The sequence below is a fragment of the Saccharothrix australiensis genome (assembly GCF_003634935.1).
GTDB lineage: Bacteria > Actinomycetota > Actinomycetes > Mycobacteriales > Pseudonocardiaceae > Actinosynnema > Actinosynnema australiense.
Map to the genome: position 1 here is coordinate 1,866,274 of NZ_RBXO01000001.1, position 24,314 is coordinate 1,890,587.

General features: G+C 73.9%; 18 protein-coding genes. 6 read left to right on the top strand and 12 right to left on the bottom strand.

Annotated features, from left to right (window positions below):
- Positions 1–359 precede the first annotated feature (359 nt).
- The 4 genes from C8E97_RS08865 to lanKC all read right to left on the bottom strand — a co-directional run bounded on the left by C8E97_RS08865 (position 360) and on the right by lanKC (position 6,532).
- A complete protein-coding gene (locus C8E97_RS08865) occupies positions 360–2,063 on the bottom strand; it encodes an ABC transporter ATP-binding protein (protein WP_121003347.1) in 1,704 nt (567 codons plus the stop codon).
- Positions 2,063–3,655, bottom strand: coding sequence for an ABC transporter ATP-binding protein (locus tag C8E97_RS08870; RefSeq protein WP_121003349.1), 1,593 nt, complete (start codon positions 3,653–3,655; stop codon positions 2,063–2,065). The genes C8E97_RS08865 and C8E97_RS08870 overlap by 1 nt, the downstream gene beginning before the upstream one ends.
- A 148-nt stretch (positions 3,656–3,803) precedes the next feature.
- Positions 3,804–3,968: a SapB/AmfS family lanthipeptide gene (locus C8E97_RS08875; protein ID WP_121003351.1), complete on the bottom strand. Its 165-nt coding sequence runs from the start codon at positions 3,966–3,968 to the stop codon at positions 3,804–3,806.
- A gap of 32 nt (positions 3,969–4,000) precedes the next feature.
- Positions 4,001–6,532 carry a class III lanthionine synthetase LanKC gene (gene lanKC, locus C8E97_RS08880; protein WP_121003353.1) on the bottom strand — a complete coding sequence of 844 codons (2,532 nt, stop codon included), beginning with the start codon at positions 6,530–6,532 and terminating at the stop codon, positions 4,001–4,003.
- Positions 6,533–7,030: 498 nt separating this feature from the next.
- Between lanKC and C8E97_RS08885 the strand changes: the two genes are divergently transcribed.
- The gene (locus C8E97_RS08885) at positions 7,031–7,597 is read left to right on the top strand and encodes a hypothetical protein (protein ID WP_121003355.1); all 567 of its coding nucleotides are present in this window, start codon (positions 7,031–7,033) and stop codon (positions 7,595–7,597) included.
- Positions 7,598–7,839: 242 nt separating this feature from the next.
- Here C8E97_RS08885 and C8E97_RS08890 read toward each other — a convergent pair whose 3' ends face one another.
- From C8E97_RS08890 to C8E97_RS08910, 5 genes are all read right to left on the bottom strand, one after another.
- A complete protein-coding gene (locus tag C8E97_RS08890; protein ID WP_121003357.1) occupies positions 7,840–9,075 on the bottom strand; it encodes a beta-ketoacyl-[acyl-carrier-protein] synthase family protein in 1,236 nt (411 codons plus the stop codon).
- Positions 9,072–9,311, bottom strand: a complete 240-nt coding sequence (locus tag C8E97_RS08895) for an acyl carrier protein (RefSeq protein WP_033437259.1) — start codon at positions 9,309–9,311, stop codon at positions 9,072–9,074. The genes C8E97_RS08890 and C8E97_RS08895 overlap by 4 nt, the downstream gene beginning before the upstream one ends.
- A gap of 61 nt (positions 9,312–9,372) precedes the next feature.
- The gene (locus C8E97_RS08900; RefSeq protein ID WP_121003359.1) at positions 9,373–10,350 is read right to left on the bottom strand and encodes a beta-ketoacyl-ACP synthase III; all 978 of its coding nucleotides are present in this window, start codon (positions 10,348–10,350) and stop codon (positions 9,373–9,375) included.
- Complete coding sequence (locus C8E97_RS08905) at positions 10,347–11,285, bottom strand: ACP S-malonyltransferase (RefSeq protein WP_281275317.1); 939 nt, start codon at positions 11,283–11,285, stop codon at positions 10,347–10,349. Before C8E97_RS08905 ends, C8E97_RS08900 begins: the two co-directional genes overlap by 4 nt.
- 170 nt (positions 11,286–11,455) lie before the next feature.
- The gene (locus tag C8E97_RS08910; protein WP_121003361.1) at positions 11,456–12,643 is read right to left on the bottom strand and encodes a PucR family transcriptional regulator; all 1,188 of its coding nucleotides are present in this window, start codon (positions 12,641–12,643) and stop codon (positions 11,456–11,458) included.
- Between the two features lie 350 nt (positions 12,644–12,993).
- On the opposite strand from C8E97_RS08910, the gene C8E97_RS08915 reads away from it, so the two are divergent.
- The 3 genes from C8E97_RS08915 (at position 12,994) to pnuC (ending at position 16,613) form a co-directional block, all read left to right on the top strand.
- Complete coding sequence (locus C8E97_RS08915) at positions 12,994–14,532, top strand: alpha/beta hydrolase (protein WP_121003363.1); 1,539 nt, start codon at positions 12,994–12,996, stop codon at positions 14,530–14,532.
- 211 nt (positions 14,533–14,743) lie between these two features.
- Positions 14,744–15,724: a mechanosensitive ion channel family protein gene (locus C8E97_RS08920; protein ID WP_121003365.1), complete on the top strand. Its 981-nt coding sequence runs from the start codon at positions 14,744–14,746 to the stop codon at positions 15,722–15,724.
- A 262-nt stretch (positions 15,725–15,986) separates the two neighbouring features.
- Positions 15,987–16,613 carry a nicotinamide riboside transporter PnuC gene (gene pnuC, locus C8E97_RS08925; protein WP_121003367.1) on the top strand — a complete coding sequence of 209 codons (627 nt, stop codon included), beginning with the start codon at positions 15,987–15,989 and terminating at the stop codon, positions 16,611–16,613.
- 13 nt (positions 16,614–16,626) lie between these two features.
- On the opposite strand, the gene C8E97_RS08930 is transcribed toward pnuC, so the two are convergent.
- From C8E97_RS08930 to aceE, 3 genes are all read right to left on the bottom strand, one after another.
- On the bottom strand, positions 16,627–17,883 hold the full coding sequence (locus C8E97_RS08930; protein WP_121003369.1) for an ABC transporter substrate-binding protein: 1,257 nt from the start codon (positions 17,881–17,883) through the stop codon (positions 16,627–16,629).
- Positions 17,870–19,900: a substrate-binding domain-containing protein gene (locus C8E97_RS36435; RefSeq protein WP_170211703.1), complete on the bottom strand. Its 2,031-nt coding sequence runs from the start codon at positions 19,898–19,900 to the stop codon at positions 17,870–17,872. The genes C8E97_RS08930 and C8E97_RS36435 overlap by 14 nt, the downstream gene beginning before the upstream one ends.
- A 368-nt stretch (positions 19,901–20,268) precedes the next feature.
- Entirely contained in the window at positions 20,269–23,016 is a 2,748-nt protein-coding gene (aceE, locus tag C8E97_RS08940; protein WP_121003373.1) for a pyruvate dehydrogenase (acetyl-transferring), homodimeric type, read from the bottom strand.
- A 293-nt stretch (positions 23,017–23,309) separates the two neighbouring features.
- On the opposite strand from aceE, the gene C8E97_RS08945 reads away from it, so the two are divergent.
- Both C8E97_RS08945 and C8E97_RS08950 read left to right on the top strand, forming a co-directional pair.
- Positions 23,310–23,741, top strand: a complete 432-nt coding sequence (locus C8E97_RS08945) for a DUF3052 domain-containing protein (RefSeq protein WP_121011149.1) — start codon at positions 23,310–23,312, stop codon at positions 23,739–23,741.
- A gap of 99 nt (positions 23,742–23,840) precedes the next feature.
- Positions 23,841–24,305: a peroxiredoxin gene (locus C8E97_RS08950; protein WP_121003375.1), complete on the top strand. Its 465-nt coding sequence runs from the start codon at positions 23,841–23,843 to the stop codon at positions 24,303–24,305.
- Positions 24,306–24,314 lie beyond the last annotated feature (9 nt).

Here is a 24,314-nt window from a genome sequence, read left to right on the forward strand (position 1 = left end):
CCACTTGAGTGCCTTCTCAAACTTGCTCACCGGTTTTTGTCGGTGCCGGCCGGTAGAATTGATACCGGGGGCGGCGGCCCGCAAACCAGGCGCAAACCGACCGCAAACTCGGGGCCATCCGCAAACCCGCCGCCCCTATCGGCAAACCGCGCGCAACCACTCGTGAACCGCCCGTCACCGCCGGCGAACCGCCCCCGAACGCCCCGCAAACAACCGCACACCGCGGCATCCCCGGCACGGCGAGCCGGCAGCACGGGAAGCCGGCAGCGCAGGGGCCGGCAGCGCACGGGCCGGCAGGACACGGGCCGGCAGGACGCGGCCCGGCAGGACGCGGCCCGGAAGCACGGCGGGCCACGCGGTCACCCCGCCGCCACGACCGGCTGCCAGGCCGCCATCAGCTCCGCGTAGGTGGCGGACTCCGCCATCAGCCGCTCGTGCGAGCCGAGCAGCGGCGCGCCACCGTCCATCACCAGCACCCGGTCCGCCCGCAACGCCGAGGACAGCCGGTGCGCGATCACGACCAGGATCCCGCCCCTGGCCGCGAACGCCTGCTCCACCACGGCCTCCGCGGCCGGGTCCAGGTTCGACGTCGCCTCGTCCAGCACCACGACGTCGGCCTCGCACGCGTAGACCCGCGCGACCGCCAGCAACTGCGCCTCACCCGCCGACAGGCCCGCCCCCGCGTGCCCCACCGCGCCGTCGAGCCCGCCGAGCCGCGAGACGACCGCTCCCGCGCCGACCGCCGCCACCGCCGCGAGAAGGACGTCGTCGGAGGCCGTCGGCGCGAACAGCGCCAGGTTGTCCCGCACGGTCCCGGTGAACAGGTAGGTCTCCTGCGGCACCAGGGCGATCCGCCGGTGCCGCTCCGCCGGCCGCACCTCCCGCACCGGCACGCCGCCGAACAGCACCGCACCGGCCTGTGGCGCGACCAGCCCGGTGATCAGCCCGGCCAACGTCGACTTGCCGATCCCGCTCGGCCCCACCACCGCCAGGTGCGACCCGCGCGCCAGCACCAGGTCCAGGTCGCGGACGACCGGCTCGGCGTGCTCACCCCACCCGAACGTCACACCGCGCAGCTCGACCCCGTCGCCACCCGGAACGAGGTCGCCCGGCTGCTCCTCGACCTCCGGCGCGGCCTCCGCGAGCCGCCGCAGCGCCACCGCCAGCCGCAGGACGACGGTGCTCGTCGTGTCGGCCAGCCGCCGCAGGGCCGGCTGCACGCTGGTGCTCAGGTACACCACGGCCGCCAGCACGTCGCCGACGGTCAGCGTGCCCGCCGCGACCATCGTCGGGGCCAGCACCAGCAGCAGCGCCAGCGGCAGGAAGCCGCCGACCGAGATCACGACCCCGCGCGACGCCGACGCCCAGGCCATGCGCACGGTCGCCCGCGCCTGCCGGTCGACCTGCCGCAGCACGTCGGCCGAGGCGTGCGACCGCGCGTCGCAGGCCACCACGTCCCGCATGCCCAACAGCACGGTGCCCGCCACCTCGGCGGCGCCCTCGTCGGCGAGCACCAGCTCGCGCTGACCGCGCGCCAGCGACGGCAGCAGCAGCCCGAACAGCGCCAGCGCCGCCACGACCGGCAGCACGACCAGCCACGCCAGCGAGGACACCGTCGTCGCCAGGCCCACCAGGGCGGCGGTGGTCGTCACCAGCAGTGCCCGCGCCTGCACCAGCAGCCCGGCGGTCGCGTCGCGCACGACCTCCACGTGCCGGGTGATCCGGGCGACCGCGCCGGCGTCCGGCTGCCGCCGGTGCGACCGGCCGTCGTGCAGCACGCCCCGCACGACCGCCGCCACCAGGGCGTCCCGCAGTGGCTCCACCACGTCGCCGAGCCGCGTGAACACCTGCCGCAGCCCGAGCCCGCCGAGCACCGCCACGAGCGCGAACGCCACCAGCCACCCGACACCGGTCCGCACGTCGCCGACGGCGAACCCCCGGTCCACCGCCAGGCCGACCAGCCGACCGGACAGCAGCGCGGGCACGCCCTCCAGCACCGACCAGCCCAGCAGGGCCAGCACCGCCCGCCGCCGTCCCGCCAACGCCCGGAAGTAAGCTCCCATCAGCCGAACACCGCCCGGTAGTCCGCGTCGTCCCACAGCGCCCGGTGCGGCGCCACCGCCCGCACCCGGCCGTCCTCCAGCCACACCACGAGGTCCGCCCGCCGCGCCGTCGCCGCCCGGTGCGTCACGACGACCCTGGTGCGGCCGGGCAGCGCCGAGGCCAGGGCGTCCTCCACGGTGGACTCGGTGACGGTGTCGAGGCTGGCCGTCGCGTCGTCCAGCACGAGCACGCCGGGGTCGCGCACCACGGCGCGGGCCAGCCCGAGGCGCTGCGCCTCGCCACCGGACAGCGGCGTGTCGGCCACCGGCGTGTCGTAGCCGTCGGGCAGCCGCACCACCACGTCGTGCACCTGCGCGGCGCGGCACGCGGCCACCACCCGCTCCCGGTCGGCGGACGTGCCGTAGCCGACGGCGTCCGCGACGGTCGCGCCGAGCAGCGCGGGCCGCTCGAACGCGTACCCGACCGACCCGCCGCGCAGCACCTCGCCGGACGCGGGCGCGGTCAGCCCGCCGAGCACGGCCGCCAGCGCCGACTTGCCCGCGCCGGACCGCCCGACCACGGCCAGGAACGTCCCGGGTGGCACCACCAGGTCCACCTCGTGCAGGGCGTCCGGCACCGACACGCCGCGCAGCTCCACCGAACCGGCCGGCGCGGTGGCCGGTTCGGCGGCGTCCGGCGCGGTGGCCGTCAGCACCTCGTCGATCCGCGCGGCCGACGCCCGCGCCCGCTGCACGGCCGTCAGCACGGTCGCCTGGCCGACCACGGCCAGGCCGAGCCCCGCGTAGCCGAGCGCCGCCAGCACGTCACCGACGCTCAGCCTGCCCGCGACCACGCCGAACCCGGCGGCGGTCAGCACGGCCAGCTCCACGGTGGGCAGCAGCAGCCCGGCGCGCCAGATCATCCGCGCCTGGGTGCGCCACATGCCGACGCCCGCCGCCGCGAGCCGGGGCAGTGGCCGCAGCACCCGCGCGGCCTCCTGGTCGGCGCGGCCGGACGCCGCGATGGTGCGCAGCCCGCCGACCGCGTCCAGCAGCCGCGCGGACAGCTCGCCGGAGACCTCCTGGTAGGTGGCCACGTCCTCGGCGGTCAGCTTCAGGTGCGAGCGCACGAGCAGCAGCGCGGGCGGCACGCTCACCAGGAACACCACCGCGAGCCGCCAGTCCAGCAGCGCCAGCGCCACCACCGCGCCGCACGCCGTCGTCACCGTGATGCCGAGGTTCACCAGCAGCACGGCGTACCCGCCCGCGATGGCGCTGTCGCCGGTCAGCCTGCTCACCGCGTCACCGGCCTCGAACCGGCCGGGGTGGCCGAGGTCCAGCAGGCGGGCGGTCAGCCGGCGGCGCAGCCACGCCGTGCCGCGCGCGGTGATCGCCGCCGCCAGGACGACGCCGATCGCGTCGCCCACCACCTCCACGCCCGCCAGGCCGACCAGCCACAGCACGGTCGCGCCGGTCGGCCGCCCGGACAGGACGGCGTCCACGGCGTCGGCCAGCGCGGTCGGCAGCAGCAGGCCCGCGGCGGTGGCCAGCAGCGCGTTGAGCGCCAGCAGCAGCCAGCGCGGGTCGCGGAGGACGACCGATCTCAGCAGCATTCGTGCTCCAGCGGGTCGGGGCCCATCATGGGTGAGGGCCCGGCGCCGGCCACCCGGGTGCGAACCGGGCGACCGCCGCCGGACCCTCGTGCGGTGGTGAGCGGCGCACTTCGCCTGCGCCGCTCACCGCCTGCTCAGCGCGGCTCCGTCAGCAGAGGACGAGGCTCACGGTGGAGTGGCTGCAGGGCAGCAGCAGGGACGCGTTGGAGGCGGTCGTGCTGCCGCCACCGCCGCCGCTGCTGCCGCCGCTCGCCATCGCGTTGGCCTGGACCTCGGGGGTTTCGAGGTCCTGCAGGTCGAGGATGAACTCCATGTCGACTCCTTGGATCTTCTTCGGGGGAACGGTTACTGCGACCGACCCGGAGGGGCCGGGGTCCGGAGGAACGGCAGCACGGGTGCTCCGCTCGTGGCGGTCGCGAGCGCCATCAGCACGCCCGCGCCACCGGTGTTGAGGTCCATCGACAGCCGGCGCAGCTGGATGCCGGGGAACGCCAGGCCCTCCTGGTAGGGCACGGCGTGCCAGGACAGCGCCGCCAGGTGCCGGTCGACGGCCGCGCGCGGGCCGCCGCCGTGCACGAGCGCGGCCAGCAGGCCCGCCCGGCCGAGCATCAGCGCGGGCTGGATGACGAACTCGCCGGTGAGGCCGCCGACCAGCTCGGGCAGCCGGGCCGAGCACGGCGCGTCCGGCGCGACCCGCGCGAACTCGGCGAGCACCAGCGCGATGCCCGCGCTGCCCACGCCCACGTACGGCAGGGTGCGGAAGTTGCCGTCGCGGACCTGCGTCGAGCCGTCCAGTGCGGTCATGCACTCGGCCAGGTCGCGCTCCAGGGCGCGCTCGGCCTCGGCCAGCCACCGCCGGTCGCCCGTCCGCTCGTGCAGCCGGACGAACAGCAGCGCCGGTCCGGACCAGCCGTGCAACAGGCCCGCGCGGGCCTTGTCGCCGGGTGGCGGCGCGTCCGCGAGCATCGCCGCCAGCCGGTCGCCGAGCCCGGCGGCCCGCGCGGCGTGCGCCTCGTCGTCGCGGGCGTCCGCGAAGTGCAGCAGGTTCAGGGCGACGCCCGCCAGCCCGGACTTGAGCCCGTGGTCCCTGGTGGCGGGCACGATCTCGGCGTACGCGCGGACCAGCTCGTCGGCCTCGTCGTGGTAGCCGAAGTTCTCCAGCACGTGCGCGATCCCGTGCGCACCGGTGAAGAACCCGACCTCCTTCGGCGGGTCGCGGCGCAGCGAGTCCAGCAGCCACCGCTCGTGCTCCGGGTAGCGGCCCTCGCCCGCCGCGTCCAGCGCGTGCAGCACACCGGCCGCGCCGTAGGCGAAGCACGCGCCGCCCACCTCGAACTGCTCGACGTCGCCGGGGAACAGCCGGTCCGCGCGGTGCGGCGTGGCGGAGGCCAGGATCGCGGCGGCGACGGACTTGCGGACGACCTCCCAGTCCGGCTCCGGCTCGTCCAGCGCCGTGACGACCGGCGCGGGCGGGTCCACGCGCGGGGTCAGGGTGGCGAGGATGCCCTCGCAGTACTCGTCGGGCAGGTCGAACCGGCGGCGGATGAACTCCACGTGGGTGCGCAGCTTCACGGGCGCGAGTTCGACCACCGCGTTGAGCGGCAGGAACACGTACAGCCGCAGCGCGGCCAGCGCGTACTCGTCGATCTCGAACCCGGAGCGGTCCGGCGGCGCCTGGAAACCGGGGGAGCCCAGCGTCGGCTTGCGGTCCTCCTCGACCGGGAACGCCAGCTCGAAGTCGATCAGGGACACCGAGTCGTCGTCGTCCACCAGCACGTTGAGCGGGTGCAGGTCGCTGAACACCACGCCGCGCCCGTGCACGTCGGCGATGATCCGCTCCACGGCCGCGACGACCGCCATCGCCCGCGCGGCGTACGCGGCGAGGTCGCCGACCTCGTGGTGGGTGAGCGGGTAGTGCTGCCCCAGCCACTGCCCGATCGGGCGGCCGGGCACCGGCTGCATCGCGACGAACTCGTGCTCCCACGCGGTGAAGTGCTCGTACACCTCGGGCACGCCCGGCACGCCCGCGAGCCGGGTGAGGATCGCGTGCTCCCGGCGCAGCCGCGCCACCGCGTCGACGTTCTCCCGGTCCAGCCCGGCGTGCGGGCGGGCTTCCTTGAGCACCACCTGCGCGCCGTCGGACTTGCGGGTCGCCCGGTACACGCCGCCGCCGTTGGAGAAGTGCAGCGACTGGGTCACCCGGTAGGGGAACGACTCCGCGTCACCGGCCTTCCGCGCGGCCAGGTGCTCCTCCAGGCACCGGGGCAGGGTGATCCAGTCCGGTACCCAGAACGTGGGTTTGCGCTGGTCGGGCACGAGTTCGCCGGTGGGGCCCCCGATCGCCAGGACGCGCTTGCCGTCGACCTCCAGCCACTGCTCGACGAATCCGCCGTACCGCACGAACAGCGGTCCCCGGCCGTACCGCAGGTCGCTGAGGATGTACGCGCCGGGCTTGCCCCCCAGCAGGGCGTCGAGGTCGCGCAGGACGGTTTCGAGCTGGTCGTCGTCGGCCGGGTAGATCGTGATGAGCTTGCCGCTGGCCTCGCGCGGCGCGTACTTCGAGTTGCGCGCCAGCACGATCGACCGGGTGCGCAGGTACTTGAACGGGATGCGGTGCTCGACCAGGTAGTCGTAGGCGGTCAGCAGGACCTCGCCGGCGTTGCGCACGGTGGCCGACACGTGGATCTTCCAGCCCTGGCGGGGCACCTCCGCGCCGGCGGGCTGGAGGTAGCGCCAGATCGTGAGATCAGTCTGCGACCAGTCTTCCGACAACGGCGGGAGCACTCGCGAAAAATCGTCGTCCGCGGTTTTCGTCGAGCTTTGCACGTCGTAGAAGAGGCGGTCCGCGAAGCAGTAAGCCTCATAGCGGAGGTCCACGGGAATTCGCCTCCCTGTAATTGTTCGACCGGCATATTCCCGCACAGCGGCTTCGTGGGCGCCATCCGCCATCTCGGGGAGCCCGTTGCTCCATCCGTGACGCCGCAGGTGGCGTTGAGCAGCACTTTCGGTGTCATTAGCAGCAGTCGAACCACCCGGATGCGAGGTTTGAGCCCGGATAGAGTGCACTTCGGCGGGCATTGTCGCTAAACGACACCGGATCGTTCAACAGTGGCACGTGGGCTCACCAGGGCGGTCGCGCGCACTTCCGCTATTCTGCGGTTCGCCGGCCGGCGGGCGGCGCGCTACTCCTTCCGGGTGGCCATCCCCCGCACGGCGTGGGAATAGTCCGATAGGACGTGTGATGTCGGCCGAAAATTGGGTTTGCGCATTTATGGCAACCGGCCGCGGACGGGCGGGACCGCCCGGATCGGGTCTGCCGCTGCGCCGTTCGGGTGGTGCTGGGCGTGTTCCGGGGGATGTGGCACGCTCGTCGGCGTGTCACTCCGGCTGCTGCTGCCCGCCGTGCTGGTGGCCGCGGTGTTGACCGCGGTGGTCGGCGTGCCGGTGCGCGAGCTGTACCAGCGGCCCGTGCGCGCCGCCGCCGAACCGGTCGTCGCGCCGTCCTCGTCGGTGCCGCGCGACGCCCAGCCCGGCAGCCCGGCGGTGCGGCTCAGCGTCGACGCGGCCCAGCACCCCGACGGCGCACGCGTCCGCGACGTGCTCCAGGACCACTTCGACGCCATCAACGCCCACGACTACGCGCGGTGGACCAGGACGGTCACCGCGGAGCGCACCCGGCGCACGCCGCGCGCCCGCTGGGAAGCCGAGTACGAGTCGTCGCGCGACGGGACGATCCAGGTGCTCCGCGTCGAGACCGCGTCACGGACCCGGCTGCGCGTGCTGATGACGTTCGTCAGCACCCAGGACGTCGCGAAGGCGCCACCGGACCTCCGCAGCGATTGCATCACGTGGCGGGTCGTCTACCCGATGCAGGTGGAGGCGGGCGGCCTGCGGGTCGACTCCGGCACCGAGGGCGCCGGCTCCCAGGCGGCGGCCTGCTGAAGCGCCCCCCGGCTCGCACCGGCACCGGTCCGCCGATCGCGGGTTCCCGCGGGCACCGGAACAACGACCGCGGCCGTGGGTTTCGCGGGCACCGGTCCGCCGGCCGCGGGTTCCTGCGGGCACCGGTCCGCCGACCGCGGCCGCTTCGGCAGGCCGGGAGGCCCGTTGACGGCACGAGGCCGCCTCCCGCGCCGGGAAGCGGCCTCGTCGGACCGGGGAACGGCCCCGGTGGGGTCGGGCGGTCAGGCGTTGGTGAAGACCAGCGACACGTTGTGCCCGCCGAACCCGAACGAGTTGTTCACCGCCGCCACCAGGTCCACCTTGCGCGGCTCGCCGGTGACGACCTCCAGCTGCACCCTCGGGTCCTGGTCGACCAGGTTCAGGGTCGGCGGCACGACGCCGTCGCGCACCGAGAGCAGCGTGGTGATCGCCTCCACCGCGCCGGACGCGCCCAGCAGGTGGCCGTGGTTGCCCTTGGGCGCGGTCAGCAGCGGGTGGTCGCCGATCGCGCGCCGCACGGCCTGCGGCTCGATCACGTCGCCCACCTGGGTGGACGTCGCGTGGCAGTTGACGTGGCCCACGTCGGAGGGGTCGACACCGGCGCTGCGCAGCGCCGCCGCGATGGCCCGCGACTGGCCGATGCCCTCCGGGTCGGCCGCCGTGATGTGGTGGCCGTCCGAGCTGGTGCCGATGCCGGCGAGCCTGCCGTAGACGCGGGCGCCGCGCGCGCGGGCGAACTCCGCCCGCTCCAGCACCATGATCCCGGCGCCCTCGCCGAGCACGAAACCGTCCCGGTTGACGTCGAACGGGCGCGAGGCGCGCTCCGGGTCGTCGTTGCGGGTGCTCATGGTCCGGGCCTGGATGAAGCCCGCCATCGTGATCGTGGTGATGCACGCCTCCGCGCCGCCCGCCACGACCACGTCGGCCTCGCCCGCGCGCAGCATCCGCCACGCCCACGCCAGGCCCTCCGCGCCGGACGCGCAGGCCGACACCGGCGCGTGCACGCCCGCCCGCGCCTTGAGGTCCAGGCCGACGTGCGCGGCCGGGCCGTTGGGCATGAGCATCGGCACGGTCAGCGGCGACACCTTGCGCAGGCCGGCGGTCTCGATCAGGTCGTCCTGCTCCAGCAGCGTCATCGCGCCGCCGATGCCCGTGCCGATGACGACGCCGAGCCGCTCCGGGTCGACACCGCCCTCGCCGAGGCCGGAGTCCGCCCACGCCTGCCGGGCGGCGACGACCGCGACCTGCTCGCAGCGGTCCAACCGGCGCGCCTCGACGCGGGGCAGGATCTCGGTCGGCTCGACCGCGAGCTGCGCGGCGATGCGCACCGGCAGCTCGAACTTCTCCGCCCACTCGCCCACCAGCGGCCGGACGCCGCTGCGGCCGGCGAGCAGCGCGTCCCAGGTGGTGGCGACGTCGCCACCGAGCGGGGTGGTGGCACCCAGCCCGGTGACGACGACGTCGTTGTCAGTGGTCATGCGTTGCTGGCGATGTAGTTGACCGCATCGCCCACGGTCTTGAGGTTGGCCAGCTCGTCGTCGGGGATCTTGACGCCGAACTTGTCCTCGGCCTGCACGGCGATCTCCACCATGGACAGCGAGTCGATGTCCAGGTCGTCCACAAAGGACTTGTCGACCGTCACGTCGGCCGCCTCGACGCCGGCGACCTCCTCGACGATCTCGGCAAGCCCCTTCTGGATGTCCTCGTTGCTCACTGGAATTCCCTTCCTTCTGGCGTCCGCCGGCTGGGCTGTCCCACCGGAGTCTGGTGTCGGATCACGGCAGTCGGACGACCTGTCCCGCGTAGGACAGGCCGGCGCCGAAGCCGACGAGCAGCGCCACGTCGCCGCTGCGGACCTCGCCCGCGGCGCGCATGTGGTCCAGCGCGAGCGGGATGGAGGCCGACGACGTGTTGCCGGAGTCCACGATGTCACGGGCGATCACGAGGTCCTCGCGGGCGCCCTTGGCGCGCAACCGCTTCGCGATCGCCTCGATGATCCGCAGGTTCGCCTGGTGCGGCACGAACACGTCCACCTCGGACACGTCGATGCCGGCCAGTTCCACCGCCCGCAGCGCGATGGGCGCGATCTGCGTGGTCGCCCAGCGGAAGACCGACTGGCCCTCCTGGAAGATGAACGAGCTGCGGTCGGCCACGTGGATCATGTCCACCAGGTCTCCCGCGCTGCCCCAGGCGACCGGCCCGATGCCCGCCTCGTCCGCCGGCCCGACGACCGCCGCGCCCGCGCCGTCGGCGAAGATGATCGCGGTCGACCGGTCCGTCGGGTTCACCCAGTCGGTGAGCTTCTCCGCGCCGATCACCAGCACGTGCCGCGCGGTGCCCGCGCGGACCAGGTCGGAGGCCGTGGCCAGGGCGTAGCAGAAGCCCGCGCAGGCCGCGTTCAGGTCGAACGCGGGCGCGGCGCGCACGCCGATCCGGTCGGCGACCTGCGCCGCCGCGTTCGGGATCATCGACGGCATGGTGCAGGTCGCGACCAGCACGGCGTCGATCTCCGACGGCGTGAGCCCGGCGTCGGCGACGGCCTTCGCGCCCGCCTCGATCGCCATGTCGACGAGCTTCTCGTCGGGCTTGGCGAACCGGCGGTTGACGATGCCGACGCGCTCCCGGATCCACTCGTCCGAGGTGTCCATCGTCTGCGCGAGGTCGTGGTTGCTGACGATCGTCTCGGGCTGGTAGCTGCCCAGCCCGAGGATGCGCGTGCCGGCGGTGCCGGTGTGCGCCGCGAGGGAAGTCATGCGGAGACCTCCGCGAGCAGCGCCACGACCTGGTCGAGCTGGTCGGGGGTCTTGAGAGCCAACGTGGGGGTGCCCTTCAGTTCGCGCTTGGCCAGGCCCGTCAACGCGCCCGCGGGCGGCAGTTCCACCACCGCGGACACGGCGCGCGCGCCCAGCGTCGCCTGGCAGGAGTCCCACCGCACGGGGCGGGTCACCTGGGAGATGAGTCGGTCCAGCACCTCGGGGCCGGAGGTCACCTCGGCGCCGTCGGCGTTGGACAGCAGGGGCAGCGTGGGGTCGGCCACGGTGATCCCGGCGGCACGGGCGCGCAACGCCTCCTCGGCGGGCGCCATGTACCCGGTGTGGAACGCGCCCGCGACCTGGAGCCTGCGGACCTTCGCCCGCTCGGGCGGGTCCTCGACCAGCTTGTCCAGCGCGTCCAACCGACCGGCGGCGACGATCTGCCCCGCGCCGTTGCGGTTCGCGCCGACCAGCCCGAGGTCGTCGAGCCGGGCCAGCACGGCGTCCTCCGCGCCGCCGAGCACGGCCACCATCCCGGTCGGCTCCAGCGCGCACGCGGCGGCCATCTCGGCGCCGCGCACGGCGGCCAGCGCCACGGCGTCGTCGGCGGAGAGCACGCCCGCGATCGCGGCGGCGGCCAGCTCGCCGACGGAGTGACCGGCCACGACGGTGTCCGCGGGCAGGTCGACCCGCTGCCGCAGCGCCTCGTGCGCCAGCAGCGCGAGCGCCACGACCAGCGGCTGCGTGACGGCGGTGTCCTTGATCTCCTCGGCCTCGGCCGAGGTGCCCAGCCGCTTCAGGTCGAGCCCCGTCGCGTCCGACCACGCCGCCACCCGCTGCTCGGCCCCCTCGACGTCGAGCCAGGGCGCCAGCATGCCGGGTGTCTGAGACCCCTGTCCGGGGGCGAGGAGCGCGATCACCTGCTCACTGAACACGTTGCCGGCGGTCGCCGGGGATGCTGCCACTGACGAAACGCGGCGGTGCCTGTTGTAGGGTTCCTACAAAGGTGACTCAAAGATGAACGTAGAACGACCCCGCGTGTTGTCGATGACGGCCCATATGACCCCAAACGGGACGTGCGTAATGCGTCACACCCGAACGAGGGTCACCACAACCCGCGAGCCCGCGCGAGCCTGCCGACCGACAGCGCGACCCGGAGCACCAGCGCGTCACGGGGGTCGTTCGCGTTCCTCCCGGTGAGCTCCGTCGCGCGCCGCAGCCGGTAGCGGACCGTGTTCGGGTGGACGAACAGCTTCCGCGCGCACGCCTCCAGCACGCCACCCACCTCCAGGAACGCGTCGACCGTCTCCAGCAGCGCGCCGCCCGCCTCCTCCAGGGGCCGCGCCACCCGGTCCACCAGCTGCCACTCGGCCTCGGGGTCGCCGGCCAGCGCCCGCTCCGGCAGCAGGTCCAGCGACCGCACCGGCCGGGGCGCGGCCGGCCAGCCGACGACGGCCCGCAGCCCCGACAGGGCGTCGCCCGCGCTGCGGTGCGCCTCGGCGAGGCTCGACACGGACGGTCCCGCCACCACCGGTCCCGCGCCGAACGCGTCCGCCAGCCGCACCAGCGCGTCCCCGGTCTCCGTCTCGCCGCCGAGCACGACCACCAGCCGGGAACCCTGCACGCTCAGCAGCACCGGCCGGGAGATCCGGGCCGCCCGGCTGCGCACCTCGAAGACCACCGCGGGCGGGTCGTCCGACGGCGGGTTGCCCACCAGGACCGTCGCCTCGGCCGCCGGGTCCCAGCCCAGCGCGGTGGCGCGCGACAGCAGCGACTCCTCGGCGTCGCCGCGGACGATCCCGTCCACCACCAGCGCCTCCAGCCGGGCGTCCCACGCGCCGCGGGCCTCCGCCGCCGCCGCGTAGGAGGTGGCGGCCGAGAAGGCGATCTCCCGCCCGTACCGGAGCACGCCCTCGGTGAGCAGCGCGCGTTCGGCCTCGTCGGCGGCCAGCTTCGGCAGCAGCTGCTCGAACAGCTCCAGGGCGATGCGCACCAGCTCGACGGTCTGGCGCAGGCTGACCCAGCGCGAGATGTCCTTGGGCGCGGACCGGAACGCCTCGGCCGTGAGGCGGATGGCCTGCTGCGGGTCGTGCAGCCAGGAGACGAACCCGGCGACCCCGTTCTGGATCAGCAGCAGCACGCCCGCCCGCTGGTCGGCGGGCATCCGCCGGAACCAGGGCAGGCGGGCCTCCATCTCGGCGACGCTGGCCGTGGCGAGGTCCCCGGAGGCCCGCTGCAAGGTGCGCAGCGTCTCCCGCGACAGCGTGGGCAACACCTCGGCTGAGCTGCTCATACCCCCACCATCGCACACCCGGCGGGCCACCCACGCGGCCCGCTCTCGGCCGTGCGGGCGGGCGGGGAGCGGGGCCGTCCACCCTCGCCGGTCGACGTCCGGGGCGGTGCGCGTGCGGGCGGGGCGCCGGTAACCCGTCGGCCCCCGGAGCCGCGTGCCGGGGCTGCCCGGTCGGCCCCGTGCGCGGCCCGTCGGACCTCGGAGCCGCCTGCCGGTCACCGGTGGCGGTGCGCTGCCGAGGGCCCCGCGCGGGCCTTCCCGGTCACCCACACCAACGAGTGACTCGACCTGTCGTCGCCTCCCGATCGACCTACCTTCGGGAGCACCCACCACCACACGGGAGGTCGCCCATGCGCAGAATCCTGTCGGTCGGTTTGGCGACGACGCTGTTGTTGTCGACGGCGGCGGCACCTACCTTCGGCACGTCCGGCTCACCACCGTCCGTCGACCCGCTGGCACCCTTCACCGGCCAACAACTCACCTGGAAAGCCTGCCACGACGGTCTCGAGTGCGCGGACCTCGTCCTGCCGCTGGACTACACCCGCCCCGCGGCCGACCGGATATCGCTGCACATCAGCCGCCGGAAGGCCACCGACCCGGCCCGCCGCCGCGGCATCCTCGTCCTCAACCCCGGAGGCCCCGGCGGCTCCGGGATCACCATGCCCAAGTTCCTGGCGAAGTCCGCCGCCGCCGCCGTCTACGACCTGATCGGGTTCGACCCCAGGGGCGTGGGCGGGTCGACCGAGCTGAACTGCCGCACCGGTCCCGGCTTCGCGGTCGCCGACACCCGGCCGATCGACGCGGACTTCCCGAAGTGGGCCGCCGAGGCCCGCGCGGCCGAGGACGCCTGCCAACGCGCGGGCGGCGGCATCCGGCCGCACGTCAACACCCCGAACACCGCCCGCGACATGGACGTCGTGCGCGCCGTGCTCGGCGAGGAGAAGCTGAACTACCTGGGCTACTCCTACGGCACCTACCTGGGCGCGGTGTACGGCAGCCTCTTCCCGGACCGCCTCGACCGCAACGTGCTCGACTCCGCCGTGCACCCCGAGTGGGTGTGGCGCGAGCAGTTCCGCGCGCAGGCCGTCGCCTACCGGCGCAACGTCGAGCAGTGGGCCGACTGGGTCGCCGCCCGCAACGACCGGTTCGGGCTCGGCACGACGGCCAAGGAGGTGCTGGGCGTGGTGGAGCGGATCGCGGCGCGCCTGGCGGAGCACCCGGTCGGCGAGCAGACCCGGACGGCGTTCGACGCGGCGGTCGGCGTCGGCGCGCGCTACCGCCCGCTGTGGTCGGAGATCGCGGCCACCGTCCAGCAGCTCAAGGGCGACCCGGCCGCCACCGCCGAGTCGGGGCTGGTGATGGCGCGGGCGGCCAGGAAGGAGCTGCGCTCGGGCGTGTTCGACACCGTGACGTGCGAGGCGGACTGGCCGACCGACGTGCAGACCTACTTCGAGGACATGCGGGTGTTCCGCGAGCGCTACCCGTACGGGTTCGGCGTGGCCCGCGCCGCGCCGACGACGTGCACCTTCCGCTCGTTCACGCCGCCCGAGCCGCCGGTGGAGCTGCGCCGGGACGGTTACCCGATCGGTGTCGTCGTGCAGGCCGAGGGCGACACCCAGACCCAGTACGAGAGCGGGCCGGCGATGGCGTCGCGCCTGGGCCACAGCCTGATCACCGTCCGGGACGAGGGCAGGCACGGCATCTACGGCGGCGCCAACAAGTGCGTCAACGCGGCCGTGGACCGCTACCTGGTGGACGGCGTGCTGCCGGACAGCAGCTCGGCCTGTCCGGGCGACCCGCGGCCGGTGACCGACAAGCCGCCCTCGGCCGCCTTCGTGCAGTCCTATCTGGACGGTCGCGGGATCGCGGCCTGGACCGAGCGCTTCTAGCGCGCGGGAACGGAAACGCCCGACGCGCTCACGAGCGCATCGGGCGTTTCCCTCTCCCCGGTCCCCACCGGTGATTCCACTCTGGACTGTTCGCGGGGATCGCGCCACGCGAGTCACCCTTTCGTGCCACAGCTTCAGGTTGCCGGGTGATGCGGCCTGGGAAACGATCTCCCCAAGCGACACCGTGCGACTCCCGAGGAGGGACGACGACGTGGGCTCCCAGATCACCGACGGGCTCGGCCAGGCGTGGGCGATGGTGGCCACGTTCGTGCCGAAGCTGCTCGGCTTCCTGCTCGTGCTGCTGATCGGCTGGCTCATCGCCAAGGCGCTCGCCAAGGCGGTGGGCTTCCTCCTCGAACGGGCCGGGTTCGACCGGCTGGTGGAGAGGTCCGGCCTGGGCGGCGCGATGAGCCGGTCGCCGATCGACGCGTCCGTCCTGATCGTCAAGCTCGTCTACTACGCCGTGCTGCTGATCGCGCTGCAGCTCGCGTTCGGGGTGTTCGGCGCGGGCAACGCGGTGAGCACCCTGCTCAACGAGGTCATCGCGTACCTGCCGCGCATCGTCGTGGCGATCGTCCTCGTCCTGGTCGCCGCCGCCATCGGGAAGGCGGTGCGCGGCCTGGTCGCGGGCGCGCTCGGCGAGCGGCCGTACACGCGGGCGCTCGGGGGCACCGCCTACGGCTTCATCCTGGCGCTCGGCGTCATCGCCGCGCTGAACCAGCTCGGCATCGCGGTGTCGGTGACCATGCCGGTGCTGATCGCCGTCCTGGCGACGGTGGCGGGTGTGGTCGTGGTCGGCGTCGGCGGCGGCCTGGTGCGGCCCATGCAGGAGCGCTGGGAGGGGTGGCTCCAGCGGGCGCAGGAGGAGGCCAAGGCGTCCGCGCCCGAGCCGCGCCGGTCGCAGGAGCCGGTGACGTCCTCGGCCCGCGCCGGGGAGCCGGTGACGTCCTCGGCCCGCGCCGCGGAGCCGGCGACGTCCTCCGCCCGCGCCACCTCCACGTGGCAGGCGCAGATGGACCCGCCCACGCCCCCGGCGGGGCTGCCCCGGCCGCCCCAGCCCCAGCAGCAGTCGCAGCCCCAGCACCAGGCGCAGCACCAGTCCCCGCCTCAGCCCCACCAGTCCCAGCCTCAGCACCAGTCCCAGCCCCAGCACCAGTCCCAGCCCGGCTGGCACCCCGGCCCCGAGCGGTGACCGGGACGGCGCCGCCCGACCCGCCCCGCTCGCCCCCGGATCACCCGATCCGGCCAGCCCGACCCGCTCGACCGACCCGACCCGGTCCGCTCGGCCCGGCGCCGGACGACGGAGCCCCGCCCACCGTGGGCGGGGCTCCGTCGCGTGTCGGGGCCGCCCCGACCCCGCCGTCGCGGCGCCCACGGACCGTGTGGGCCGCGTTACGTCGGGAATCCGGCGACGCCGGCCGGTGTTCCCCGCGAAGAGACGATGGGAGAACGCGATGCGCGTCCTGGTGGATCACGGCTTCACGGTCTTCGGCCAGCAGGTGTCCTACGCCGAGTTCACCGGTCAGGTGTTCGCCCTGGTCGTGGTGTACCTGGCGCAGCGCCGGTCGCTGTGGACGTGGCCCGTGCAGCTCCTGTCGGTCACCCTCCTGTTCGTCGTCTACGTCTCCGCGCACCTCGGCGGCACGGCGTCCCGCCAGGTCGTGATCGCGCTGATCACCCTCTACGGCTGGTGGGCGTGGACCCGCCGCCGCGACCCGGTGTTCGGCGTGGTCGTGCGCAGGGGCACGGTCCGCGAGCGCGTCGCCGTCGGAGCGGCCTTCGTGGTGGGCACGTCGGCGTTCGCGCTGGTCCTGGACGCGCTGGACGCGTCGTGGGCACCGTGGCCGGACGCGGCGATCTTCGTCGGCACGGTGCTCGCGTTCGCGCTCCAGGGCCTGGGCCTGGTCGAGTTCTGGCTGGTGTGGCTGGTGGTGGACGCGATCGGCGTGCCGCTCCAGCTCCAGTCCGGCCTGTACTTCAGCGCGCTGGTCTACACGGTGTTCGCCGCGCTGGTCGTGCGCGGCTGGGTCGACTGGAACCGCGAGGCGAAACGAGCGGCCCTGGCCGCGGCCGCGCGCTGACCGCGCGCCGGCGCTACCGGCCCGCGCGCGCACGCCGGACGCGGTCGGGCAGCTGTCTCAGCTCGGCCTTCAGCGACTCCGGGTTGCGCAGCGCGCTGTGCAGGGCGCGCTGCATCACCTTGGTCACCTCGTCGTAGTGGGCGGAGACCGGTCGGTTGCGCGCGTTGGCCACCGCCGCCCGCAGCACGGCCAGGTGCGGCAGCCGGGCGTTCAGGTCCGGCTCCTCGTACAGGCCGCGCAGCGTCGGCGGGTAGCCGGCGTTCTCCAGCAGGAACCGCTGGCTCTCGTCGCCGGTCAGGAACCGGATGAACTCCCGCGCGGTCCCGCGGTGCGCCGAGCACCGGGAGATGGCGAGGTTCCACCCGCCCAACGCGCCCGCGCCGGGCAGCGCGGCCACGCCGTAGCGGTCCCGCAGCGGCGAGGCGTCGAGCCGTGACCGCGCGAACGGCCAGTTGCGCAGGAACAGCGCCCGCCCCTCGGCGAACTCCGCCAGGCTGGCCGTCTCGTCGTAGCCGAGCGCGGCCTCCGGTATCCAGCCCCGCCGGATGCCGCGCGCCAGCATCCCGACGCCCGCCTCGGCCTCCGGCGCGTCGAGCCGGTCCGCGTCGCCGCCGTGGCCCCACACGGCCTCCAGGGCGTTGACGGTCAGCCCCTCGTAGTGGTTGAGCTGGGCGACGTACCCCGCCAGCCCGTGCTTCGGCCCCAGGGTGGCGGCCAGCTCCTCCAGCTCGGCCCACGTCGACGGCGGACGGCGGCCCTCGGCGGCCAGCAGGTCCGCGCGGTAGTAGAGCATCCCGACGTCCGCGCGCCACGGCACCGCCCACAGCTCGTCGCGGATGGCCGGGTCGTCGCGGGTGGTCGAGGACTCCACCGCCGCGGGCATGAAGTCGTCGACGCGGAACTCGGCGCGCGACAGCGGCACCAGGTAGCCGGACGCGGCGAACCCCGCCGTCCACACCGAGTCCAGGGCCATCACGTCGTAGCACTGGGACCGGACGTCGCCCCGCGCGCCCGCCAGGTCCTGCGCGCGGGCCATCAGCTGCGCGCGGTACTCGTCGGTCGACCTGGGCATCGACACGTAGGTCACCTGGTCGTGGCGGGTGTTCCGCTCGTTCCACTCGTCCACGCGCTGCTTGATGTACGGGTTCCGGGACAGGTCCTGGCTGTCCACGAACGTGATGCGGCCGTGGGCGCCGTCCGCCGGGTCCACCGCCGGGACGCCGCACGCGACCAGGAGGCACAGCAGCCACAGGCACCTAACCACGCGCACCCCACAACTCCTCCGCCAGTGCGTCCAGCGCCCGGTCCACGTCCGGCTCCTCGTGGCAGTTGCCGCGGTAGGCGGACCGGAACGCGCCGAGCTGGTCGGTCGCCGAGCACGCGCCCGGCGCGAACCCGACGCCGAACACGGTCACCGGCGCGGTCGACACCTCGCGGCGCGGCACGGCGGGCCGCGGCACGCCGCTGAGGACCACGACCGGCGGGTCGGCGCCGTGCGCGTCGACCGCGCGCTCCACCACGGAGGCCAGCTCGGCGGGGGAGAAGTCCAGGCGCAGCACCTCGCCGCGCGCCGCGACCCGCTCGGTGAGCAGGTCCGCCAGCCGGACCGCGCGTTCCGTGCCGTCCACGGCGAGCACCACGCGGCTCGGCCGGTTCGCCGCCTGCCACGCCGGGCGCAGGGCCTCCGGCTCGACGGTGACGGCCAGCTCGCGCTGCCGCTCGCGCGGGACGTCGGGGTGCGGCTCGGGCGTCCAGTCCCGGTCCCGGAAACCGGCCAGCCGGAACGCCTCCTGGGCCGGCTGGGCGAACAGGTGCTCCCGGAACAGGCCGACCACCCGGTCCCGCCGGGCGCTGCGCGGCCGGTCCGGGCGGCGCACCGAGACGAACGGGTGGTCCAGGTGCAGCGTGCCCTCCGCCGCGTACAGCGGCACCAGGCACGTCAGGTCGCGGACGGTCTTCTCCGAGGCGAGCACCGCCCGGTCGGCGGCCGGGCACACGTCGCCGCGTGACGGCGCGGTGCGCAGCGCCACGTCCCGCAGTCTGCGCGCGACGCCCGCACCGCGCAGCGCGCCCGCGTCCAGGGCGGTGACGCCCAGCGCCGACCGCGCCAGGGCGGCCGCCGCCGCCAGGTCCGCGCCGGAGTCGGCCGCGTCGACGGCGGCGAGCGGCCGGAACGCCGCCAGGTCGCGCCACTGGAAGGTCCGCTCGCGGGCGCGGGCCGGCGCGACGCCCAGCACCAGCGGCGAGTGCGCGACCGCGCCCTCGGCGGTCAGCTCGACGTCGGTGCGCCCGCCTGCGGCGAGGGTCCGGCGGACCTCCTCCACCTCCCACTCGGTGTCGGGCAGCCACACGTGCGGCTCCGGGCCGGCCAGCGCGAGGTCGTCGTCCGGCCACCCCCGGCTCAGCACCGCCGCGACCGTGGCCGAGTCCTCGTCCGTCACCTGCACGTCCGCCTGCTTGCAGCCGCTGTCGGCCAACCGGCCCGAACCGTCCTCGAACGCGGCGGCCAGTTCGCGCACCACGTCCTGCTTCTCGGTGGAGGTCAGGACGTTGAGCTGCACCGGCTCCGGGCAGGGCGCGGGCGGCACGGGCGCGGCGAGCAGCGCGTCGCAGAGCAGGGGGAGGGCCAGCAGCGCGGTCAGCGCCGACACCGACCACCTCGGCCGGGCCCGCCTACCCGGCGGCGGCGGTGGTGGCGGCGGGTGGTCCGGGCGGCAGATCCACGCCGTGCCGCGGACCTCCTTCACGTCCACCGCGACCTCGCCGTACGAATCCGGGTCGCACGCCGGGTCGGGCCGGACCACGTCCTGGAAGAACCGGTCCGACACGATCAGCGCGAGCACGCCGGGGTGCTGTGCCAGCTCGGCGCGCAGCGGCGCGCAGTCCAGCAGCCGGAACGCCAGCACCAGGCCGTCGCCCATCACGCCGTTGCCGTCGTTGAGCACCTCGCCCGCGGTGATCGCCGCCCGGAGCCGGATGCGCGCCTCCGGCGCGGACGTGGCGTTGTGCCTGCGGAGCCGGCCGACCAGCGCGTGCGGCAGGGTGCTGACCACCCGGCTGTTGGGCACCCCGGCCGGCACGAGCACGAACAGCCCGTCGCCCCGGTCCTCGTGGTAGGTGCCGTGCCAGTCGTCGGTCCACTCGACGCCGCACTCGGCGAACGCGCCCACCAGCGCCTCGTACAGGCCGTGCCGGATGGCCTGCTGCTGGCTCAGGTCACGCGCGCCGAACCCGGACACGTCCACCGCCAGGATCGTCCGGTGGACCGCGGGCCGCGGCGTCCCCATTGCCCCCCTCATCGGAGTCTCGCGCCGATTCTATGGTGTCGGTCACACCCGGCGAGGCATATCGGGCGCGGCGGCGATTCCCGATCCCTCCGCGCCGGCCGTGCGGGTGCCCGGCACGCGGCCCGCGCCACCCGGCCCCGCGTCGCCGCCCCCCGTCGCCGCCTCGCGGGACCTCGCGCGCCCGGTGAGGAACCGCCGAGGCACCGTGCCGACGGCTCGCGGGACCGCGTGCCCCCTCGACCGCGGACCGCCGGCCACCACGTCCCCGGCGGTGTGCCGCAGATCGTAAGAGCGGGCCCACCGCCCCGAACCGCAAAAAGGCGTGTGGGGCCCCACCCGTTCGGGTGGGGCCCCACAGGGGTGAAACCTCAGGCCAGGCCCGCGTCCGTCGTGGACGGGCCGGCCGCGCCCACGTCGTCGATGCGGTACTTGCGCGCCGCCTGCACGACCAGCGACTGCTGGACCTCGCCGCGCTTCGCCAGCGCCGCCAGCGTCGCCACCGTGATCGACTCCGCGTCGACCAGGAAGTGCCGCCGCGCCGCGGGCCGCGTGTCGGAGAAGCCGAAGCCGTCCGTGCCCAGCGTCGTCATGTCGGTCGGCACGTACGGCCGGATCAGGTCCGGCACGGCCGTCATCCAGTCCGACACCGCCACCACGGGGCCCGCCACGCCGGACAGCGCCTGCGTCACGTACGGCACGCGCGGCTCCTCGTCCGGGTGCAGCAGGTTGTGCCGGTCGACGTCAACGGCCTCGCGGCGCAGCTCCGAGTACGACGTCGCGGACCAGACGTCGGCCTGCACGCCCCAGTCCTCGGCCAGCAGCCGCTGCGCCTCGATCGCCCACGGCATCGCCACACCGGACGCCAGCACCTGCGCCCGCGGGCCCGAGCCGGGCGCCTGCTGGTAGCGGTAGAGGCCCTTGAGCAAGCCCTCCACGTCCAGGTCCGCCGGCTCGGCGGGCTGCTGGTACGGCTCGTTGTAGACGGTCAGGTAGTAGAAGACGTTCTCGGCGTCCTCGCCGTACATCCGCCGCAGGCCGTCCTTGACGATGTGCGCCACCTCGAACGACCACGCCGGGTCGTAGGCGATCACGGCCGGGTTGGTGTGCGCGAGCAGCAGCGAGTGCCCGTCGGCGTGCTGGAGGCCCTCGCCGGTCAGCGTGGTGCGGCCCGCCGTCGCGCCCAGCACGAAGCCGCGCGCCATCTGGTCGGCCGCCGCCCACAGGCCGTCGCCGGTCCGCTGGAACCCGAACATCGAGTAGAAGATGTAGATCGGGATCATCGGCTCGCCGTGCGTGGCGTAGGACGTGCCCGCCGCCGTGAACGACGCGGTGGAACCGGCCTCGTTGATGCCCTCGTGCAGGATCTGGCCCTGCTCGGACTCCTTGTAGGCCAGCATGAGCTGCGCGTCGACCGACGTGTACAGCTGCCCGTTCGGGTTGTAGATCTTCTGCGCCGGGAACATCGAGTCCATGCCGAACGTGCGCGCCTCGTCCGGGATGATCGGCACGATCCGGCCGCCGATCTCCGGGTCCTTGGCCAGGTCGCGCACCAGCCGGACGAACGCCATCGTGGTGGCGACCTCCTGCTTGCCCGAGCCGCGGCGCACCACGTCGTAGACCTTGTCGCCGGGCAGCACCAGCGCCTTGGACTTGGTGCGGCGCTCCGGCACGAAGCCGCCGAGCTGCTTGCGGCGCTCCAGCAGGTACCGGATCTCCGGCGCGTCCTGGCCGGGGTGGTAGTACGGCGGCAGGTACGGGTCGAGGTCCTTGTCCGCGATCGGGATGCGCAGGCTGTCCCGGAACAGCTTCAGGTCCTCGTGGGTCATCTTCTTCATCTGGTGCGTGGCGTTGCGCCCGGCGAAGTGCGGGCCCAGGCCGTAGCCCTTGATGGTCTTGGCGAGGATGACCGTCGGCTGGCCGTGGTGCTCCGAGGCCGCCTTGTACGCCGCGTACACCTTGCGGTAGTCGTGGCCGCCGCGCTTGAGGTTCCACACCTCGTCGTCGGTCATCGGCGCGACCAGCTCCTTGGTCCGCGGGTCGCGGCCGAAGAAGTGCTCCTTGACGTACGCGCCGTCGTTCGCCTTGTACGTCTGGTAGTCGCCGTCCGGCGTCTGGTTCATCAGGTTCACCAGCGCGCCGTCGCGGTCGGCGTGCAGCAGGGCGTCCCACTCGCGGCCCCAGATGACCTTGATGACGTTCCAGCCCGCGCCGCGGAAGAACGCCTCCAGCTCCTGGATGATCTTGCCGTTGCCGCGGACCGGGCCGTCGAGGCGCTGGAGGTTGCAGTTGACCACGAAGGTCAGGTTGTCCAGTTGCTCGTTCGCGGCGATCTGGAGCAGGCCGCGCGACTCCGGCTCGTCCATCTCGCCGTCGCCGAGGAACGCCCACACGCGCTGGTCGGTGGTGTCCTTGATGCCCCGGTCGCGCAGGTAGCGGTTGAACCGCGCCTGGTAGATCGCGTTCATCGGGCCGAGGCCCATCGAGACGGTCGGGAACTCCCAGAAGTCCGGCATCAGCCGCGGGTGCGGGTAGGACGGCAGCCCGCCGCCCGGACCGGCGTGCGAGAACTCCTGGCGGAAGCCGTCGAGCTGCCGCGCCGACAGCCTGCCCTCCAGGAACGCCCGCGCGTACACGCCCGGCGAGGCGTGGCCCTGGATGAACACGTGGTCGCCGCCGCCGGGGTGGTCCTTGCCCCGGAAGAAGTGGTTGAAGCCGACCTCGTAGAGGCTCGCCGACGAGGCGTAGGTCGAGATGTGGCCGCCGACGCCCACGCCCGGCCGCTGGGCGCGGTGCACGGTCATCGCCGCGTTCCAGCGGATCCACGCGCGGTAGCGGCGCTCCACCTCCTCGTCACCGGGGAACCACGGCTCGCGCTCGGTGGGGATGGTGTTGACGTAGTCCGTGCTGGTCAGCGACGGCACGCCGACGTGGTTCTCCCTCGCCCGCTCGAGCAGCCGGAGCATCAGGTAGCGGGCGCGCTGCTGACCGCCGCCCTTGAGCGCGGCGTCGAAGGACTCCAGCCACTCCGCGGTCTCCTCCGGGTCGATGTCCGGGAGGTGGGCGGCCAGGCCGTCACGGATGACGTGCACCCGTTCGGGAGTGTTCTGGGGGCTCAAGGGATCTCCTCGTTCCGGGGTCTCTGACTCCCATCGTCACCTTCGGGAGCTGATCCGTCACCGCTACCGGTGGGTAATTTGGACCGTGTCCCTCGCGCGCGCGAATAGGAGGTATGTAGAGCGTGCCTCATCCGGATGGCGCAACGCACCCGGGGGTACCCGATGCGGCGTGTCTTGGCCCTTACGGTTGCGCTTAGCAGGCCCGACAGTGTTCGCTAGCCGCGACTGGTAGTGACATCGCGCGGCAGTCGAACCCCGGCTGCCGCTCTTGTGTACTTGGAGGAGTGGAAGCCGTGGTCGCCGCGGAAGACGCCGGCAAGATCGGTGTCGCCGACAGGCTCGGGATCGAACCGGGCAGCGTGGTCCAGGAGATCGGCTGGGACGAGGACGTCGACGACGACCTCCGTGCCGCGATCGAAGAGCGCATCGGCAGCGATCTGCTCGACGAGGACGTCGACGAGGTCGTGGAAGTGGTCCTGCTGTGGTGGCGCGAGGATGACGGCGACCTGGTCGACGCACTGATCAACGCCACCACCTCGCTGGCCGACGACGGCGTGATCTGGGTGCTGACGCCGAAGACCGGTCGGACCGGCCACGTCGAGCCGAGCGACATCGCCGAATCGGTGTCCACCGCGGGGCTCGCCCAGACCTCCAACGTCAGCGTGAGCGCCGACTGGATGGCGACGAGGCTGGTGGCGCCGAAGTCGGCCAAGTCCAAGCGCTGACCCGACCGCCCGTCGCCGGTGCCGCTAGGCTCGCGGACGGGCTCCGCACGCGTGGAGCCCGTCTTGTCGGGTGCACGAGTTCCGGTGGAAGGGCTAAGCATGGCGGTCGAGGTCGGTTCGGAGGCTCCGGACTTCACGCTGAACGACTACAACAAGCAGCCGGTGGCGTTGTCGTCCTTCCGGGGCAAGCGCAACGTGCTGCTGGTCTTCTACCCGTTCGCGTTCAGCGGCATCTGCACCGGCGAGCTGTGCCAGGTGCGCGACGAGCTCGCGGCGTACGAGGACGAGAACGTGCAGGTGATCGGTGTGTCGGTGGACACGCCGTTCAGCCTGAAGGCGTGGGCCGAGCAGGAGGGCTACCGCTTCCCGCTGCTGTCGGACTTCTGGCCGCACGGCGAGGTGGCGTCCCGGTACGGCGTGTTCAACGAGGCGGCGGGCCTCGCCAACCGCGGCACGTTCCTGGTGGACCTCTCGGGTGTCGTCCGGTACGCCGAGGTCAACGGGCCGGGCGAGCCGCGCGACCAGGAGGCGTGGAAGAAGGCCGTGGCCGCCCTGAAGTCCTGATAGCGTTGC